This is a genomic window from Streptomyces sp. enrichment culture (assembly GCF_964273145.1).
Taxonomy (GTDB): domain Bacteria; phylum Actinomycetota; class Actinomycetes; order Streptomycetales; family Streptomycetaceae; genus Streptomyces.
Map to the genome: position 1 here is coordinate 2780964 of NZ_OZ186873.1, position 16039 is coordinate 2797002.

The following is a 16039-nucleotide window of genomic DNA, read 5'->3' on the forward strand; positions in this document are numbered from 1 at the left end:
TGCAACTTCCGGTCTTGCCGTAGATCGGAGAGATGTAACCTGACCACACTGTGTGCCAGCGGTATCACGCCATAGGGGGGCTCATGCACAGCTATCACCTCTCTCTCACAGACCACAACGAGGGAGCCGGTCTACGCACCCTGGCTCGATGGCTTCGTGGCGATGAAGAGGTCAGCACCGAGGCCGAGATCAACCTCGTAACAACTCCCCCACGCGAAGGGGAAATGGGGAGCGCCTTTGAGGCCATTCAAGTAGTCGTCGACAACGGGTTCCAAGTTGCCAACCTAGTCGTCGCTATTGCGGCATGGCGCCGCACGACACCGAATAAGCCTGAGGTCATCATCGAGCGCAACGGAACCAGGGTGACCATCCACAGCGACGACGCAGAAGTGATCTCTCAGATCACGCGAACGCTTAGCGAAGAGTCGTGACATTTACATCATCCGACCTGCCGAATCCGACTGAGTCAAGAGCCTTACTTATCGGATTTTCCGCCTATGAGTATGAACCCGACCTGCCGGCAGTAGCGAACAACCTGCATTCTCTCGCAGACTTTCTGACCTCCAGATCCGGATGGGGACTTCCAGCCCAGCACTGCCATGTAATTAGCAGCGCCTCCAAGGCTGCCGACATTATCTCTCCTCTCAGGCAAGCGGCATCAGCGGCAAAGGATACACTTTTTATCTACTACGCCGGGCATGGAATCCTCGATGAAGAATTGGAGTTCTTCCTCTCGCTGCCTGATTCTCGGCTCGATGAACCCTGGACGGGTGTCCCATATCTCTGGCTTCGAAAACTCCTGTCCCGGGCTCGCTCGAAACGTCGAATTGCCATACTGGACAGCTGCTTTAGCGGCAAAGCTCACGGCCTGATGGGAGATACATCAGCAGCGGTGAAAGCGCAGGCCGCGGCAGCGGGGACAGCCGTTATCACTTCAGCTAGAGACGATCGCATGGCCCTTGCTCCTGTGGGTGAGACCTATACTGCCTTCACTGGCGAACTGCTGAAGGTTCTCCGGGAGGGAATTACAGACGGGCCTCGAATAATCACGTTGGACCAGGCTTACGAATCGGTGAAAGACGCCCTGACTCGACAAGGCCGTCCAAGACCCGACAAGACGGGAAGTGACACGTCCGGGCTTACCGGCCTCGCCCTTAACGTGGCATACACAGGCGAGGAAATAGCGGAACAGCGACAAGTGTCCGTGCATAAGCGACTGAAATATTTGGCTTCACGACTCAACCTTCATGCCAGCCAGAGTGAGCGTCCTCGCAAAAATTCTTCCAAACTTTCGCTAGCAGGTGGGCGATATACGGCCGAGGCCATGATCGCCGCTGGCGGAATGGGTGAAATATACGTAGGCCAAGATACTCTCCTCAATCGCATGGTAGCAATAAAGGCCGTTCGTGAGCGCTCAGATGATTCACGGCTGCTTGGATATCTGAGGGATGAAGCGCGGGCAGCTGCGTCACTGAGCCACCCCTCGATTGCCTCAGTTTTCGATTTTGTCGACAGTGGCACTCGCAGCTTCATGGTGATGGAGTTTGTGCCGGGGATGACGATTCACCAAGCTATGGAGGAGATTGAATTTACACCCCACGAGAGTCTGGCTGTTCTGACGGAAACTCTTCAAGCTATCGAGTACTCCCATAGTCGCGGCATTATTCATTGTGACATCAAGCCGGGGAATCTGGTTATTACGCCTGAGGGGCGAATCAAAGTACTAGACTTTGGAATCTCCAGCTACAGTCAATCACTTCACGGTCAATCCGGGACCGCAATCGGCACGCTCAGATACATGCCCCCGGAGAGCTGGGAGGGGGCCGCGCCTCACGAAACGAGAGACATCTTCAGCGCTGGCGCAGTCCTGTACGAACTTCTGACGGGACAATCGGCCCTAGCACCGTCTGGATCTTATACATCTGCGCGATACGCCTCTCTCACAAAGTTGATTGCACCCTCGGAACTCAATCCCTCCCTTCGCCCTGAGATAGACAATGTTGTGTTGAGAGCGTTGGCCTTCAACCCAAGGGATCGATTTCAGGAAGCCGCAGAAATGCGGTCGGCTCTTGAGCGCCTACTTTGACCTAAGCGCTGTCCCGTAAATGATCTACGACGTGCTCGTTGACCTGCCCGCTTCTTCGTTACCCGGCGAGGGTGAGGTTGTGGAGGCGGGCGATGCCGAGCATGGCGTGGTGGACGCCGTCGCCCTTGAGGCGGCAGTCGCGGAGGATCTTCCATGTCTTCATGCGGGCGAAGGCGTGCTCGACGCGGGCGCGGACCTTGCGATGGGAAGTGTTGTGTTCCTCTTTCCAGGCCGGGAGTTCGGCTTGGCCGGGCTGGCGGCGGTGTGGGATGACCAGGCCGGTGCCCCGGTAGCCGCCGTCCGCGATCACCGTGGTCTTGCCGACGGTGGCCTTGGCGCCGGACAGTTCCCACGCCTTGCAGTCGTTTCGGTTGCCGGGCAGTGGCCGGCCGACTGCGACGACGAGCCGGGTGTCGGCGTCGATGACGACCTGGTGGTTGGTGGAGTACCGGTAGTTCTTCGACTGCTCGGCGACGGTGTGGTCGCGGGTGGGGACCAGGGTGCCGTCCACGATCAGCACGGTGTCTTTGCGGTAGCGGCGGCGCTGCTGCAGCGCCAGGCGCGGGCCGAGGTCGTTGATGATCCGGTCGGCGGCGGACTTCGAGACGCCGAACAGCAGGGCGAGCTGCCGCAGGGTCAGGTTGGTGCGCCAGTAGGCGGCGACCAGCAGGGCCCTGTCCTCAAGTGGCAGGCTCCAGGGCCGGCCGCGCCGTGCATCAGCGCCCTCGCGGCGCAGCCCTGTCACCAGCTTCTGGAACAGCCGTGGGCTCAGCCCGGTGAACGGGGCTATCCAGGAAGGCTCCGACGCCGTGATCACACCAGTCACGCCAAGAGCTTCCCACGCAGCGGTGGTTGGCCTCTGGACCGCTCACGGACGTCGATGCGCCTGCCTCCTCGCATGGTGACGGCGCGCCGCTGTCGCCAGTAGGGCGGCACCTGCAAAGCCGACCAGGAGGGTTCCCCACTCAGGCACGTGGGCTGCCCGCAGAAGGCCGGCGACACCGAAGCTTGTATCCCACCCGGCCTCCGTGATGGCGGAGCCGAACCCCTGGATGGCCAGGATGGCACCGAACAGCCAGAGCAGCCCCTCGCCTGAGCTGTTGTCCGACTTCTTGAGCTGCTTCCCCATGACAGGCTTCCTCTCCGCAGTGCGCACATTGTTCCGATGCGATCGCATCACATCGTGCAGTGCAGTCGGATATGATGCAAGTGCATCGGAAAACAGGAGGAGCTGAGCGTGCCCAGGCAGGTCGACTACGAGGACCGACGCCGCCGGATCGCCGAGGCGGTCTGCACTCTGATCGCGCGTTCCGGCATGGAAGCCGTCAGCCTGCGCGACGTCGCCGCTCAGGCGGACGTGTCCATGGGCGCCGTCCAGCGGTGTTTCCGCACCAAGGAGGACATGCTGCTCTTCGCGCTGGAGCACGTCTCCCAACACGTCAGCGAACGCGCCAACCAGCGCATCGTCACAGCCTCTGCCCCTCAGGCCGCATCCACTCTGCTGTCACACACCCTGGCCGAACTCGCCTTGCTGAATGAGGAATCGAAGACGCAGGCGCACGTCTGGCTGGCCTTCGTCGCCCACGCACCGGCCAGCGAGAAACTAGGCGCCGTCCTGCACGACACTTATGCCAAGCTCCATGACCTCATCGCGTGGCTCATCCGCTATGGCCAGGACACCCAGGAAATCCCACAGCGCCTCGACCCCACCCGCGAGGCCCACACCCTCCTCGCTTTGGCTGATGGCCTCACGGTCCACGTCCTTGCAGGCCACCACTCCCCGGAGATGGCGCTGGCCATCCTTCAACGCCACATCGACCACCTGCTGCAAAGAGCATCCAGCCACGGATGACGCGCCCAGCCCCAATGTGTTGCGCACTGCACGCTTCTGACGCCCACAGCCTGCTCGGGGCTGGTCAGCAGATACGGGACAGCCCTTAGCTACCTATATGGGGCACAGAGAAAGGGCCAGCTCAGGAGGGTTTTCCTCCCAGACTGGCCCTTCGACGTTTCAAAGGGTCGTGCCACAGGCGTGCCATTACGGGCCCGCAGCGGTCTCCTCGGAGGGCTCGGACGCCACTCCCCCACCGCCGCAGATCATGGCACCAAGCCGCTCGGCGATGGCGCGGTCCCGGTCGCTGGTCATGTGCTGATAGATCCGGCTCAGACCACCAACGGGCCCACGTTGCGTCGCGGTCTCAGCTACTGTGAGATGGCTCCAGCCTCATGACCAGGACATTAGGCAGCGCTTTTCACCAGCCAGGTGACGACGACCCCGGCGATCGCCGCAAGAGCGGCCAGGGCGCTCCAGATGACTGCAGTGCGGTGCCAGAAGGGTGCTTCCACCGGCGTCTTAGGGTCCTCCAGGGCTGCAGCTTGGCTGGTCGATCCGTGGTCGGCCTGCGCGATCGAGGCCGTCAGGCTGAACCGTGCGTCTCCTCTAACGTTGATGTTGATGACCGGTTCGCGCGAGGGGTCGTTGGCATTAGCGTGAAGGCTCACGTACTTCTCCATGTGAGGATGCGTGGTGCCGAGAGGGCAATCCGGAGAGCCGCCTCGGTAGGTCATGACACGGTGGGGCCGGTAGTTGCTGCTACTGCTCCCCCCCCCCGCGCAGAGGTGGGTCCCGACTTCGTCGGCCATGCCCTGTCACCCGAGCTCCATGCCGAGTTCCCTTGCCAGGCGCCTTCGACCAGCCAGGCGGTAGGCTCGGTACGTGCTCGGGGAGATGCCCATCAACCGGGCCACGTCGTCGGCGCTGTAGCCCAGCACGTAGCGCAACACGATGACAGCGAACTGCCGCTCCGGAAGTCGAGCAATGGCTTGATATAGGCCGATGCTGCCATCCAGATTCGCGATTCTCATCCGGGCTTGACGCATGACCTTGGCAAACGCGGGAGTGCTCGGCCGCACGTGGGGTTGCACCGTCTGTTGGAGGATTTTCCAGGCCCACGCGGACGACAGCCCTGCGCCGAGGAATTCCTGCCAGCGTCTGAGCAGAGTAAGGAAGACTTCGTGCACGACTTCCTCTGCGAGCTTGGGGGACCCAGTGCGTGCCGAGACGTACCGGAGATAGCTGTGCACGTTCTGCTGGTAGAACGCCTCGAAGCCCAAGGGCAGCGTCTGCATGGCGGCAGAGGCGGAGGCCGGCAGGGCATCACCGGTTCCCTCAAAGCGGAGCGGTGGGGACGGTTTAGCAGGTGGTCGCCCGTTCCGCAGGTTCTCCTGCAGTTCACGCACAGCGCTCCTGAGCGCCGCGTTCTCCTGGAAGAGCTTTTCGTGAAGCCGATTTGTCTGGTCAAGCTCGTGTCTAACAGCGTCCAGGACCTTGTTGACCTCGGCGATCTGCTCCCTGAGCTGCTGGTTCTGCCGCTGCAACATCCTGACTCGTTGGTCGGGCGCCATGCTGTCTGTTGGCAGTCCCCGCAAAACGTCGGTCGCCCTGTGCAGCTGGGATAGAGCCGCCGGAGGGGTGGCATACCGCCCGCCCGTGGCATGTCCTGGAAGCAAGGAGGAGGTGTCCTCGCGCAGCATCTCGGTAGCCTGTGCGATGCGTACCGCTCGGGTAGAAACGTCCGGGAAGCAGACGGCCGCCACCGCTTTCACGAAGTCCTGAGTGAGGTAACGGCCGGCCAGGCGATCGCCCACCGTAGTCCGCGAGGGCACGGGGCCACCGGAGAAGTGCTCACGGGTGAACGCCTTGTGCAGGGAGGTGACGGTCAGGCCGCCCGCGTCGTCCATCCAGCGGCGCAGGAGCTGGGCGGTGGCGTTCTGCCCGGGTGTCGCGCCGCGTAGTGGCCCCCATGGCCGAGTCCTGCGCCCCCCTGCCATACTGCACTCCTCTTCCGCTTCGTGGCGCTCAACTGTGCCGAGGCGAAGAGTGTTTGGGAAAGTTGTCCGCCGAAACCCGCGGATATCTCCCACGGAGCCAACGGGGTCGCGCCGTTCACACCAGCTTTGATGGAACGGTGAACCGTTGCCCTCACTGAACGTCTTTCATCCTGAATAGTCGCAGGTCAGCAGGGTGTGGACGGCTTGGACGATCGTTCCGATGCGGCGTGTGGAGCATCTGGCCCTGCGCAGGATCTGCCAGGTCTTGAGGTGGGCGAAGGCTCGTTCTCCGGGGGCCCGGAGTCGGGCGTGGTCGCGGTTGAACTGCTGGTAGTGCTCGGGTTGTTCGCTGTGGTGGTAGTAGGGGGTGCGGAAGGTGGCGCCGGCGCCCTGGTAGGCGCGGTCGGCGAGGACGAGGATCTGCCGGGTGAGGCAGGCTTGGACGATGCCGTGGGCGCGGGCCGCAGTGAGGTCGTGGGTGCGACCTGGAGTCGCGCGGGAGAACCAGAGCGGGGTGCCGTCCGGCCGTGCGATGACCTGGACGTTCATGCCGTGCTTGCGGTGTTTCTGGGAGTAGTACGGCTGGTCCGCGGCGACGCGGTCGATGGGGATCAACGTGCCGTCGACGATGACGAAGTCTCCCTCGCCCAGGCCGACGAGGGCCTCATGCAGGCCGGGCGCCCAGGCGGCCAGAACCTCGAGGGTCTCGTCCACGTACCGCCAGGCGGTCGCTTCGGACACGCCGAACCCGGCTCCGACCCGGGCGAAGGTCTCGTTCTTGCGCAGGTGGGCCAGCGTCAGAAGGGCCTGCTTGAAGCAGCTCAACCGTCGCCAGGGCGAACGCAGTTCACGCCTTCGGGCGTAGATGAGCCACGAGACGTGCTCGACCAGCTCGTGCGGGACGTCAAGCATGGAAGGATACGGAACCAACGAAGCCCCCCGGCGTCGGCGTGATGAGTGAGATCACCACACCAACGACGAGGGGCTTCGCCACGTCACCACCCCACCTGGCCAGGTCGTTCTACTCCTCAAGCGCCAGGATGAAAGACGTTCAGTGAGCAAAGCTTTCGGAGAAATCTACTCACACTCGCGTCGGCGCACCCTGAGATCCGCTGGCAGTTTAAACAGCAGGATGCTATTGCATAGGTAGCAGTCTCGTGCCAGCTCGGCTCATCTACGGCCGATAGAGGACACAGCCAGTAACGTGGCCGGGACCAGTGGGGTGCGGCGAGGCATACGCGTGCCTGGCCGGTCGGCGCACCCGCCGTCGTGGCTGACTGTCGTCGGCTGAGGTTCGTGCCACAACCGTGCCAGATGCAGGGGTTAGCCACGGTCAACACCGGTGCTTCGGGGTCGAGTAGCCACTCGCTACCTCGGCTGGCGAAACCGCAGATCAGCCCGCAGGCCACCCCGCCTCTCTCCTAAAGCGGGTGTCGCAGGTTCGAATCCTGCCGGGGGCACCAGGGGGTCTGTAGCGTGAACGGTGTAACTCCCCAATAAGTGGCAGCAGTTAAGGCTGCTGTGACCGATGGGAGCAGGACCGTGAAGCAGAATACGCGTTCGACCACCGAAGTGGACGAGGAGACGGCTGCGCCGTCTCTGGACAGGTCTCTGGTGGCCCAGCTGATGGCTCAGGCAAAGGCTGACGGTGTGACCCTGACCGGAGAGGGAGGACTCCTCGCCCAGCTGACGAAACTGGTGCTGGAAGGAGCCCTGGAGGGCGAGCTCACCGACCATCTCGGCCGGGAGAACGGCCAGCGGACCGAGGACGGCCGCAGCGGGAACTACCGCAACGGGCACCGGTCGAAGACGGTGACGACGGAGGTCGGGCCGGTGGAGATCGACGTCCCGCGCGACCGGAGCGGATCGTTCGAGCCAAAGTTGGTGAAGAAGCGGCAACGGCGACTGACCGGCGTCGACGAGATGGTGCTGTCGCTGTCGGCGAAGGGCCTCACTCACGGAGAAATCTCCGCGCACCTCGCCGAGGTCTACGGCGCCGAGGTGTCCAAGCAGACGATCTCCACGATCACGGACAGCGTGCTCGAGCGGATGACCGAGTGGCAGAACCGTCCGCTCGACCGCGTCTACCCGGTCGTGTTCATCGACTGCGTGAACGTCAAGATCCGCGACGGCCAGGTCGCCAACCGGCCCGTCTACATGGCGCTCGCCGTGACCGCGGAAGGAACCCGCGACATCCTCGGCCTGTGGGTCGGAGACGGCAGTGAGGGAGCCAAGTACTGGCAGCACGTCCTCACCGAGATCAAGAACCGAGGCGTCGCGGATGTCCTCATGGTCGTCTGCGACGGACTGAAGGAACTTCCCGAGTCCGTGACCCGCGTTTGGCCCCTGACCGTGGTCCAGACCTGCGTGGTTCATCTGCTGCGGAACAGCTTCCGTTACGCGGGCCGGCAGGACTGGGAGAAGCTCGCGAAGGACCTGCGGCCTGTCTACACGGCTCCGACTGAGGCCGCGGCAGCCGAGCGGTTCGGCGAGTTCCAGGAGAAGTGGGGGACGAAGTACCGGGCCGTCGTCCGGCTCTGGGAGAACGCCTGGGCGGAGTTCGTGCCCTTCCTCTCCTTCGATGCGGAGATCCGAAAGATCATCTGCACGACCAACGCGATCGAATCGGTCAACGCCAGGATCCGCAAGGCCGTCCGGGCCCGCGGCCACTTCCCGACCGACCAGGCCGCCCTCAAGTGCGTCTACCTGGCGATCATGAGCCTGGACCCGAAAGGCACCGGCACGAAGGCGTGGACCCGCCGCTGGAAGCCGGCCCTGAACGCCTTCGACATCGCGTTCGACGGCCGACTCACCCTCGGCACCGCTAACAACTGAAATCAACCAACGGAGTTACACCGTTCCGCAGACACTCCCGCACCAGGCGAAAGGCCCCGGGCCGATCATGGTCCGGGGCCTTTGGCATCCACTTCTGACATCAACGGGGGCGGTCACTGACGACCGGGACGCCGCTTCCTGAGCAACCGGTCCATGTGGCTCATGGCTTCGCGCTGCGTGTCCTGCACGACGTGTAAAGCGGTGGTCGGTGGCAGACCCATGAGGTTCGACGTACTGACCGGCGTGCGCCCGGATCGCCTGATGCCAACGGCCATGCGCCCTGCCCTACATGGGCAAGGTGCCCCAGGCTGGATGCCCGAACTCAGGGCGGACCAGTGGGAGGGGGAAGGACCGTGGGTGAGTGGAAGCAGGGCAAGTGCGGTTGGCCGACGGATCGAGGCAGCTGCCGCAACAAGACGATGAAGGGCACGTCACGTTGCTACCTCCACCAAGGTGACTGGACGAAGCGTGGCCAGGCCGAGCTAAAGAAGAGGGCGAGCAAGCGCCGCAGGAAGTGAGTCGGAGTCGCGGGGTGAGTGTCTAACTCATGACAACGCCGACGAACAACGGCGGACGAGCGCGAACGTCTGCGGATCGTCAGTGCAGGTGAGCGCCACACCAGCCCAAGGCCAGGCGCCCGCCCAAGTTGCTTCGGGACGAAGAAGTCGTGGGTTCACATCCCGCCACCCGACGCTGGTCAGAGGGCCTGGTGTGCAAGTTGCACCAGGCCCTCTGTCGTGCGTACAGCAGCGGAACACAGCAACCTCTATGACTCTTGCCGGCCGCCCGTATTCTGTTGATCTTCCTGCTCGCGCTTACTCTTCTGCTTGCTGCCGCCCAGGGCTCTCCTCGGCTTCCGGAGTGCCCGCCGGGTCTCCGATGAGGGCATCCCTACTGGTTCAAGCCCTGGCTGCGCTGACGCGCGCCCACACGTGGATAGGACCGGAGGCCATGAGTCGATCACCGCGTAGAGCAGCCAGCGGTCGAGGCCATGCCTCCGGCGGGGGATCGGTCGGCACCGGGGTGGAGGGGGCACCGTCGCCGACTGCGGGTCCGTAGGGGCGTGCGCGGGGAGCTCCCATCCCGTCCGCCGTCGACCCAGGCAGAGCCGAGCAGACGCGGCCCAGGGCGTCCAGGTCGTTCGTACAGTGGCGCGCTCCACCTGGACGCCAGGAACCACGCCCGCTCCACGGTCTGTGGGTCGGCGGTGGACGGGATGGGAGCTGGGGCGAGTGGTGGGTAAGGAGGGGGTGGTCAGGTAACCGGCTTAGCCACAGCGCCAGGAAGATCGGCCGGTACGCTCCCGGTCATGACGGCATCTCCGACGGGCTCCGAGGCAGTCCGCCCGACCGCATTGTGGGGCGTCTCCTTGGCCTCGCTGGGTGTCTTCCTCGTTACCTGGGCGCTTTGCTGGGTGAACGCGTACGTCGTGAATGACGACCTGCCGAACACCTGTGACGACTTGCGCCGGCAGAGCTTTCCGCCGGAGATGGCATGCGCGTCCGCGGACGGCACGCTCACGGGTGCGAACGCCGGCTGGGTCGAGGCCCTGTTCTTCGCCTCGCTCGTGGTGTTCGTGCTGCTCGCGAGCATGGTGTTGGCGCTCGTGTCCGTCCGCAGGAAGTGACGCGTACGGCCCAGATCCCGTGCCCCAGCCGTGCCCGGTCGAGCGGGAAACACTGGGGAGCGACGGGCACTCACGGATAGCACGCAGCACGACAGCCCCTGGCCGATCTCCCTGGTCAGAGGCCGTTCTCACTGCTCATCGCGCGAAGGCGGTGGGATTGGAACCCACGGTGACATCGCTGCCACGACGGTTTTCAAGACCGTGTACGGATCGACGTTCCCAAAGCGTCGAGTGCTCCCACGGCCGCGTGGATATGAGCCGGACCGTGACGCAACCGTTCCCCCGCGCACCACCAGAACAGTCGCTCCTGTGCATCCTCCATTGGATGCATGCCCAGGCCGTGCTCGGGGCACAGGGGCCACGCCTGCCACAAAAGCTCCATGACAGTCTCCTGTGCAGCATCGGCAACGCTCGCCAGCGCAGAGGCAAGGCTGTCCTGCGAGTTCGGGTCCAGGTGATTGCCGTGCCACTCGCCGTCGGCCATGGCGACGTAGACGTTCTCCGGCTCATCCGCATCGCAGGACGGAAGAGCCAGCAGTTGCAGAGGTTCCAGCTGGGGAAGCGTCACCGCCAAGTCCCGGTTCAGAAGGGCGAGAGCCTGGTCCCACACTGGGTACTCGCCCGGTGAGACGCGGCGAGGCTCAGGGGGGTCGAAAAGAGCGCACATGAGCACCATCCTCCGTCACGCCGGGGACAGCCCCAATCGCTCAACAGCATCGCCACCTGCAAAGACCGCGTGCGGCGGCTGACATCAGCGGCTGACACCAACAAGCGCGAACAGCAGCGCTCGGCGGCGGGCCTCAGCGGAAGATCGGCCGAGGCGCAGGCCGGGCTGACCGATGTCGACGGTCCCTGCGATCGACCTGATAAGGATGAGGCCATGCCCCAAAGCCTAAGACGCCGTTTCTAATGGCGTGATCGTTCGTTGAGCCGTACATGACGGATCTGGTCGAGCGGTTGGTGCCGGACGAGTTGTGGACGCTGTTTCGGCGGGTAGTCCCGCCGACGGAGGTCATACGCCCGCAGGGCGGCGGACGACGACGGGCCGGGGACCGTGAATGTCTGGCGGCGGTCATCTTCGTGGCCACCTCGGGTTGCACCTGGCGGCAGCTGCCGCCGGTGTTCGGGCCGGCCTGGCCCACCGTCCACCGGCGCTTCGCCCAATGGAGCCGGGAGCGGGTGTGGGCCCGGCTGCACCGGGTCATCCTCGACGAACTCGGTGCCCGGGGCGAGCTGGACTGGTCGCGGTGCGCGATCGACTCTGTCAGTCTGAGGGCGGCAAAAGGGGGCCCTTGACCGGACCGAATCCGATCGACCGCGGCAAGCCGGGATCGAAGATTCACCTGATCACCGACCGCAACGGCGTGCCGTTGTCGCTGGGGATCTCCGGCGTCAACCTGCACGACAGCCTCGGCCTGCAGCCACTCGTGCGTGGGATCCCGCCCATCCGCTCCCCCCGCGGACCCCGTCGGCGACGCCCGGCCAAGCTCCACGCCGACAAGGGCTACGACTACGACTACCTGCGGACATGGCTTCGCGAGCGTCGCATCCGCCACCGCATCGCCCGCAAGGGCATCGAGTCCTCCACCCAGCTCGGCCGACACCGCTGGGTCGTCGAGCGAACGGTGTCCTGGCTGGCCGGCTGCCGCCGCCTGCACCGCCGCTAAGAACGCAAGGCCGAGCTCTTCCTGGCCTTCGTCGGCATCGCCGCACCCCTCATCAGCTACCGCCGACTCACCAATTGAAACGACGTCCAAAGCGGGTGCCGCAGGTTCGAATCCTGCCGGGGGCACAGGGAGAAGGGCCAGCTCAGAAGGGTTTTCCTCCCGGGCTGGCCCTTCGTCGTTTCCGGGGTCGTGCCACACGCGTGCCACACGCGTGCCACTGGAGTCCACGCGGAGTCCCCGTCCCCTGGCCGAAGGCCCCTCCCCGCCGGCGCAGATCATGGCCCCGAGCCGATCGGCGGTGGCCGGGTCCCGGTCGCTGGTCATGCGCTCGGACCGTGTCCTCCACGGTTCGAAGACCCGTGGTCCTCCCCGCGGGTCAGCGGCGGGCGGCGCCACGATGTCGCCGAGCCCGCTCCTGCGCCTCAGGCCTGTTCTCAGCGCTCCGCCCCGGCACGAGCGGGCGGTCGGAGCAGGGGATCAGCCAGTCCGACGGAATGATCCGGGGGCTTGTCCCCCGTGCGAGCTACGGCCAGGTGTCCACCGTGAGGTGACGATCCGCGGCGGCCGGATACGTAGCGTCCGGTGCAGTCCGCGGCGCACCGGTCGCGGTCCGGCAGAGGGGTCCTTATGAGGTTTGTGTGGCAGTTCCTGGCCGTCACGGCGATGTACGCCCTGGGTGGCGGTGCCGTCAGCGCGGTGGAGGGGAACGACTGGCTCACGCTCGTCCTCGGCCTCACGGTCGCTGCGCTGGTCGTGCTGGTGTACGGGTGGGTGGTGCGGCGCACCGAGCACCGTCCCGCCCCGGACGTGGCCCGTGAAGGCGCCGCGGCCCGGACCGGTTGGGGCGTCCTGATCGGCGGCGGGATGTTCGCGGCCGTCGTCGTGAACCTCTTCACCGCCGGGTACTACGAAGTCGACGGTCTGGGCTCGGTGGCCGGCGCGCTGGGTCTGCTCGGCCTCATGGCCGCCGTCGCGGCGACCGAGGAGGTGGTCTACCGCGGCGTGCTGTTCCGGTTCGCCGAGGAGCGCGTCGGCACGTACACGGCCATGGCGTTGACGGGGCTCGTGTTCGGCCTCTCGCACTTGCTCAACGAGCATGCGACCCTGTGGGGCGGCCTCGCCATCGCGATCGAGGCCGGTTTCATGCTCGCTGCCGCGTACGCCGCCACCCGCAGCCTGTGGCTGACGATCGGCGTGCACTTCGGCTGGAACTTCGCCGCGGCCGGCGTCTTCAGCACCGAGGTCTCCGGCAACGGCGCCAGCCAGGGGCTCCTGGACGCCTCGACATCGGGCCCGCAGTGGCTCACCGGCGGCGGCTTCGGGCCGGAGGCCAGCGTCTACTCGGTCGGCTTCGGGGCGCTGTTGACCCTGGTGTTCCTGTGGCTCGCCCACCGGCGCGGGAACATCGTGCCCTTCGGTTCCCGGCGAGCCGTGGGCGTCGACTCCGCCGCTACACTGCCCCGGTGATGGATCGCCGACGTGTTCGGGAGCTGTGGCACCGGCTTGACGTCACGGTCCGGGACTTCCCGCTCGGGATGCTGCTCCTCGTGGTGTCGGCCGTACCGGCGTTCCACGGCAACGGCACGGAGGTCGGCGGTCTGCCGACCCGTCCCGTCGACGTGCTGACCGGTGTGGCGGCCGTCCTGCAGTGCCTTCCGCTCGCCGTGCGCCGGCGGTGGCCGCTCATCTGCCTCACCCTGGTGTCGTGCGGCTTCGCCCTCGACCAGCTGCGCGGCTACCACCTCCTGGCCGGTGCCGCGCTGCCCATCGCGCTGCTGAGCGCCGGGTCGTATCTGGAGCGGTACCGCCGCACCACCCTGGTGGCCTCCTCCGTGGCGTTCGCGGCTCTGGCGGTCGCACTCCACCAGCGCGGGCCCGGCAGACCGGTGGCCGAGTTCGTGACCTTCTACCTGGCGCTGGCCCTCGCGTGGGGCATCGGCGGGTGGATGCGCTCCGCCCGGGCCGCGGAGGCCGAACGCCGCGGCCGCGTCGCCGAGGACGCCCGTGCCGCCGAGCGCACCCGGATCGCCCGCGAGCTCCACGACGTCGTGACCCATCATGTGACGGCGATGGTCGTGCAGTCCGAGGCGGCCCGGTACCTGACCGCCTCGCCCGACCGTCTCGATCAGGCCCTGATCGCCGTCAGTGACACCGGTCGGCGGGCCATCACGGATCTGCGGCACCTGCTCGAGCTGCTCAACCCCGATCACGGCACCGGCCACGGCGGCGTGGACAGGACGCCGCCCGTCGGCCGGGTGCTCACGCTCGTCGAGCGGACGCGGCTGGCCGGGCAGCCGGTGGAATTCACCGAGGAGGGCACGCCGCCGGCCTCGACCGGCAGCGCCGACCTCGTGGCCTACCGGGTCGTGCAGGAGGCTCTGACGAACGCGCTCAAATACGACCACGGCAGCCGGACTTCGGTCCTGGTGCGCCATGGGGAAAGAGAGATCACCGTGGAGGTCGGCACGGACGGTTCCGGTTCGCGGGCCTGTTCCCCCGGCGGCAGCGGGCGGGGACTGGAGGGCCTGCGCGAACGGGTCGACGTCCTGGGCGGCGACTTCAGCGCGGGCCACCTGAGCGGCGGCGGCTTCCTCGTCCGGGCGCGGATACCCGCGGGAGGCCCGGCATGAGCGCGCCCGTCCGGGTCCTGGTCTGCGACGACCAGGCACTGATCCGCACCGGGCTGTCGACCATCATCGACGCGCAGCCCGACCTGGCGGTGGTGGGCGAGTGCGGAGACGGGCGGACCGCCGTGGAGCTGGCCGGCCGACTGCGCCCGGACGTCGTGGTGATGGACGTGCGCATGCCGGTTCTCGACGGCATCGAAGCCACCCGGCTGCTGGCCGGCGCCGGAGTCGAGCACCCCGTGAAGGTGCTCGTGGTGACCACGTTCAACCTGGACGAGTACGTCTACGAGGCACTGCGGGCCGGAGCGAGCGGGTTCCTGCTCAAGGACGCGCCACCGGACCGGCTGCTGCACGGGATCCGGACCGTGGCCATGGGCGCGGCGCTGCTGGACCCCGAGGTGACGCGTCAGCTCGTGGGCCGTTACGCCGCCCGGATCCGGCCCGCCGAAGGCGGCGCGCGGGACACCCCGCTGACACCCCGCGAGCTGGAGGTCCTCCGCCTCATCGCGGACGGACTGTCCAACAGCGAGATCGCCGCGGTGCTCGTCATCAGCCAGGAGACCGTCAAGACCTTCGTGTCCCGCATCCTCACCAAGCTCGGCCTGCGCGACCGCGTCCAGGCCGTCGTCTACGCCTACCGGCACGGCCTGGTGGCCTAGCCGGCGCGGAGCCGAGTCCTCCCCGCCGCCGGCGCGGGGCGTTCCGGTCCGGGCCGCTCGCGCAGGGGACTGGCTCCGGCGCTCTTCCCGCTGGCCGGCCTCGGCGCCGGCATCGGACATCCGGCAACGGCCGGCACGCCCTTCGCCCTCGCCCAGAACCTCAGCTCGCCCGCCGAAGTGGACGAGGCCGTGCGGCGAGCCCGCGCGGCGGGAGCGGTCGTCCTCAAAGAGCCCCGGCGGGCGGCCTTCGGCGGTTACCACGGTTACTTCGCCGACCCCGACGGCCACCGCTGGGAGGTGTGCCACAACCCTGGCTGGTCCGTCGCGGATGACGGCACCGTAACGCTGACGGTTGTCGACGCGGCGGACGCGGAGGACGCGGAGGATTGACGCCGCCGCAGCCCTCCGTACTGCCAAGCCGTGCGGGTGGTTGAACGTGTGCGCGCCCGCGGAATCGATGACGCCCGCGCCTCCTGTTCCGCGGGGAGGGCGTCTCCCTTCCACGCGTGAAGACCCGGAAGGCCTCCCGCGGCCCCGGTCACGCGGCCGGGAAGACCCGCGCCGAGCACCTTCACGACATCGTCGGCGCGAGGTCACGTCGGCGGACGGCGAGCCGACACCGTCGCCATCGGGTGTCCCCGGTCGCGTCGTCGATCTTCCCGTACAACGCGGTGGGCAGGGGGCCCGGTTCGCTTGCCGGGGAACGA

At 66.3% G+C, this 16039-nt stretch carries 14 protein-coding genes, 1 tRNA gene and 3 pseudogenes; 10 read left to right on the plus strand and 8 right to left on the minus strand.

What is annotated here, in order from left to right:
* Positions 1 to 83 precede the first annotated feature (83 nt).
* Positions 84 to 431 (plus strand): effector-associated constant component EACC1, encoded by a 348-nt coding sequence (locus tag ACSU6Z_RS12440; RefSeq protein ID WP_437045265.1) that lies wholly within the window; start codon positions 84 to 86, stop codon positions 429 to 431.
* Positions 428 to 2086 carry a caspase, EACC1-associated type gene (locus ACSU6Z_RS12445; protein ID WP_437045267.1) on the plus strand — a complete coding sequence of 553 codons (1659 nt, stop codon included), beginning with the start codon at positions 428 to 430 and terminating at the stop codon, positions 2084 to 2086. The genes ACSU6Z_RS12440 and ACSU6Z_RS12445 overlap by 4 nt, the downstream gene beginning before the upstream one ends.
* A 58-nt stretch (positions 2087 to 2144) precedes the next feature.
* Here ACSU6Z_RS12445 and ACSU6Z_RS12450 read toward each other — a convergent pair whose 3' ends face one another.
* Both ACSU6Z_RS12450 and ACSU6Z_RS12455 read right to left on the minus strand, forming a co-directional pair.
* Positions 2145 to 2912, minus strand: a complete 768-nt coding sequence (locus tag ACSU6Z_RS12450) for a transposase (RefSeq protein ID WP_437045269.1) — start codon at positions 2910 to 2912, stop codon at positions 2145 to 2147.
* Positions 2913 to 2954: 42 nt separating this feature from the next.
* Positions 2955 to 3215, minus strand: a complete 261-nt coding sequence (locus tag ACSU6Z_RS12455) for a hypothetical protein (protein ID WP_361748701.1) — start codon at positions 3213 to 3215, stop codon at positions 2955 to 2957.
* A gap of 108 nt (positions 3216 to 3323) precedes the next feature.
* Here ACSU6Z_RS12455 and ACSU6Z_RS12460 point away from each other — a divergent pair, with 108 nt between their 5' ends.
* Positions 3324 to 3938 (plus strand): TetR/AcrR family transcriptional regulator, encoded by a 615-nt coding sequence (locus tag ACSU6Z_RS12460; protein WP_437045271.1) that lies wholly within the window; start codon positions 3324 to 3326, stop codon positions 3936 to 3938.
* Between the two features lie 386 nt (positions 3939 to 4324).
* Here ACSU6Z_RS12460 and ACSU6Z_RS12465 read toward each other — a convergent pair whose 3' ends face one another.
* From ACSU6Z_RS12465 to ACSU6Z_RS12475, 3 genes and pseudogenes are all read right to left on the minus strand, one after another.
* Positions 4325 to 4600: a hypothetical protein gene (locus tag ACSU6Z_RS12465; protein ID WP_437045273.1), complete on the minus strand. Its 276-nt coding sequence runs from the start codon at positions 4598 to 4600 to the stop codon at positions 4325 to 4327.
* A gap of 135 nt (positions 4601 to 4735) precedes the next feature.
* Complete coding sequence (locus ACSU6Z_RS12470; protein ID WP_437045275.1) at positions 4736 to 5827, minus strand: sigma-70 family RNA polymerase sigma factor; 1092 nt, start codon at positions 5825 to 5827, stop codon at positions 4736 to 4738.
* 255 nt (positions 5828 to 6082) lie between these two features.
* Positions 6083 to 6887 (minus strand): annotated as a pseudogene (locus tag ACSU6Z_RS12475) (transposase family protein).
* 656 nt (positions 6888 to 7543) lie between these two features.
* Here ACSU6Z_RS12475 and ACSU6Z_RS12480 point away from each other — a divergent pair.
* A complete protein-coding gene (locus ACSU6Z_RS12480; RefSeq protein ID WP_437050278.1) occupies positions 7544 to 8752 on the plus strand; it encodes an IS256 family transposase in 1209 nt (402 codons plus the stop codon).
* 113 nt (positions 8753 to 8865) lie between these two features.
* Here the strand turns inward: ACSU6Z_RS12480 and ACSU6Z_RS12485 are convergent.
* Positions 8866 to 8946, minus strand: a pseudogene (locus ACSU6Z_RS12485) (tyrosine-type recombinase/integrase); the annotation flags it as partial.
* Positions 8947 to 10061: 1115 nt separating this feature from the next.
* On the opposite strand from ACSU6Z_RS12485, the gene ACSU6Z_RS12490 reads away from it, so the two are divergent.
* Positions 10062 to 10379, plus strand: a complete 318-nt coding sequence (locus tag ACSU6Z_RS12490; protein ID WP_437045277.1) for a hypothetical protein — start codon at positions 10062 to 10064, stop codon at positions 10377 to 10379.
* Between the two features lie 143 nt (positions 10380 to 10522).
* Here the strand turns inward: ACSU6Z_RS12490 and ACSU6Z_RS12495 are convergent.
* A tRNA-OTHER gene (locus ACSU6Z_RS12495) sits at positions 10523 to 10600 on the minus strand.
* Positions 10573 to 10947 carry a hypothetical protein gene (locus ACSU6Z_RS12500; RefSeq protein WP_437045279.1) on the minus strand — a complete coding sequence of 125 codons (375 nt, stop codon included), beginning with the start codon at positions 10945 to 10947 and terminating at the stop codon, positions 10573 to 10575. The genes ACSU6Z_RS12495 and ACSU6Z_RS12500 overlap by 28 nt, the downstream gene beginning before the upstream one ends.
* A 368-nt stretch (positions 10948 to 11315) precedes the next feature.
* On the opposite strand from ACSU6Z_RS12500, the pseudogene ACSU6Z_RS12505 reads away from it, so the two are divergent.
* The 5 genes and pseudogenes from ACSU6Z_RS12505 (at position 11316) to ACSU6Z_RS12525 (ending at position 15722) form a co-directional block, all read left to right on the plus strand.
* Positions 11316 to 12124 (plus strand): annotated as a pseudogene (locus ACSU6Z_RS12505) (IS5 family transposase).
* A gap of 549 nt (positions 12125 to 12673) precedes the next feature.
* Complete coding sequence (locus ACSU6Z_RS12510; RefSeq protein WP_437045281.1) at positions 12674 to 13513, plus strand: CPBP family intramembrane glutamic endopeptidase; 840 nt, start codon at positions 12674 to 12676, stop codon at positions 13511 to 13513.
* Positions 13513 to 14676: a sensor histidine kinase gene (locus ACSU6Z_RS12515; protein ID WP_437045283.1), complete on the plus strand. Its 1164-nt coding sequence runs from the start codon at positions 13513 to 13515 to the stop codon at positions 14674 to 14676. The genes ACSU6Z_RS12510 and ACSU6Z_RS12515 overlap by 1 nt, the downstream gene beginning before the upstream one ends.
* A complete protein-coding gene (locus ACSU6Z_RS12520; RefSeq protein ID WP_437045285.1) occupies positions 14673 to 15332 on the plus strand; it encodes a response regulator in 660 nt (219 codons plus the stop codon). The genes ACSU6Z_RS12515 and ACSU6Z_RS12520 overlap by 4 nt, the downstream gene beginning before the upstream one ends.
* Before the next feature lie 111 nt (positions 15333 to 15443).
* Positions 15444 to 15722: a VOC family protein gene (locus tag ACSU6Z_RS12525; RefSeq protein ID WP_437050280.1), complete on the plus strand. Its 279-nt coding sequence runs from the start codon at positions 15444 to 15446 to the stop codon at positions 15720 to 15722.
* The last annotated feature ends 317 nt before the right edge of the window (positions 15723 to 16039 follow it).

Excerpts from the sequence above, each read along its gene's own strand:
- ACSU6Z_RS12440 (WP_437045265.1), top strand. The coding sequence starts at position 84 with ATGCACAGCTATCACCTCTCTCTCACAGACCACAACGAGGGAGCCGGT.
- ACSU6Z_RS12515 (WP_437045283.1), top strand. The coding sequence starts at position 13,513 with ATGGATCGCCGACGTGTTCGGGAGCTGTGGCACCGGCTTGACGTCACG.
- ACSU6Z_RS12455 (WP_361748701.1), bottom strand. The coding sequence starts at position 3,215 with ATGGGGAAGCAGCTCAAGAAGTCGGACAACAGCTCAGGCGAGGGGCTG.
- ACSU6Z_RS12465 (WP_437045273.1), bottom strand. The coding sequence starts at position 4,600 with ATGGAGAAGTACGTGAGCCTTCACGCTAATGCCAACGACCCCTCGCGC.
- ACSU6Z_RS12520 (WP_437045285.1), top strand. The coding sequence starts at position 14,673 with ATGAGCGCGCCCGTCCGGGTCCTGGTCTGCGACGACCAGGCACTGATC.
- ACSU6Z_RS12480 (WP_437050278.1), top strand. The coding sequence starts at position 7,544 with ATGGCTCAGGCAAAGGCTGACGGTGTGACCCTGACCGGAGAGGGAGGA.
- ACSU6Z_RS12510 (WP_437045281.1), top strand. The coding sequence starts at position 12,674 with ATGAGGTTTGTGTGGCAGTTCCTGGCCGTCACGGCGATGTACGCCCTG.
- ACSU6Z_RS12470 (WP_437045275.1), bottom strand. The coding sequence starts at position 5,827 with ATGGACGACGCGGGCGGCCTGACCGTCACCTCCCTGCACAAGGCGTTC.
- ACSU6Z_RS12490 (WP_437045277.1), top strand. The coding sequence starts at position 10,062 with ATGACGGCATCTCCGACGGGCTCCGAGGCAGTCCGCCCGACCGCATTG.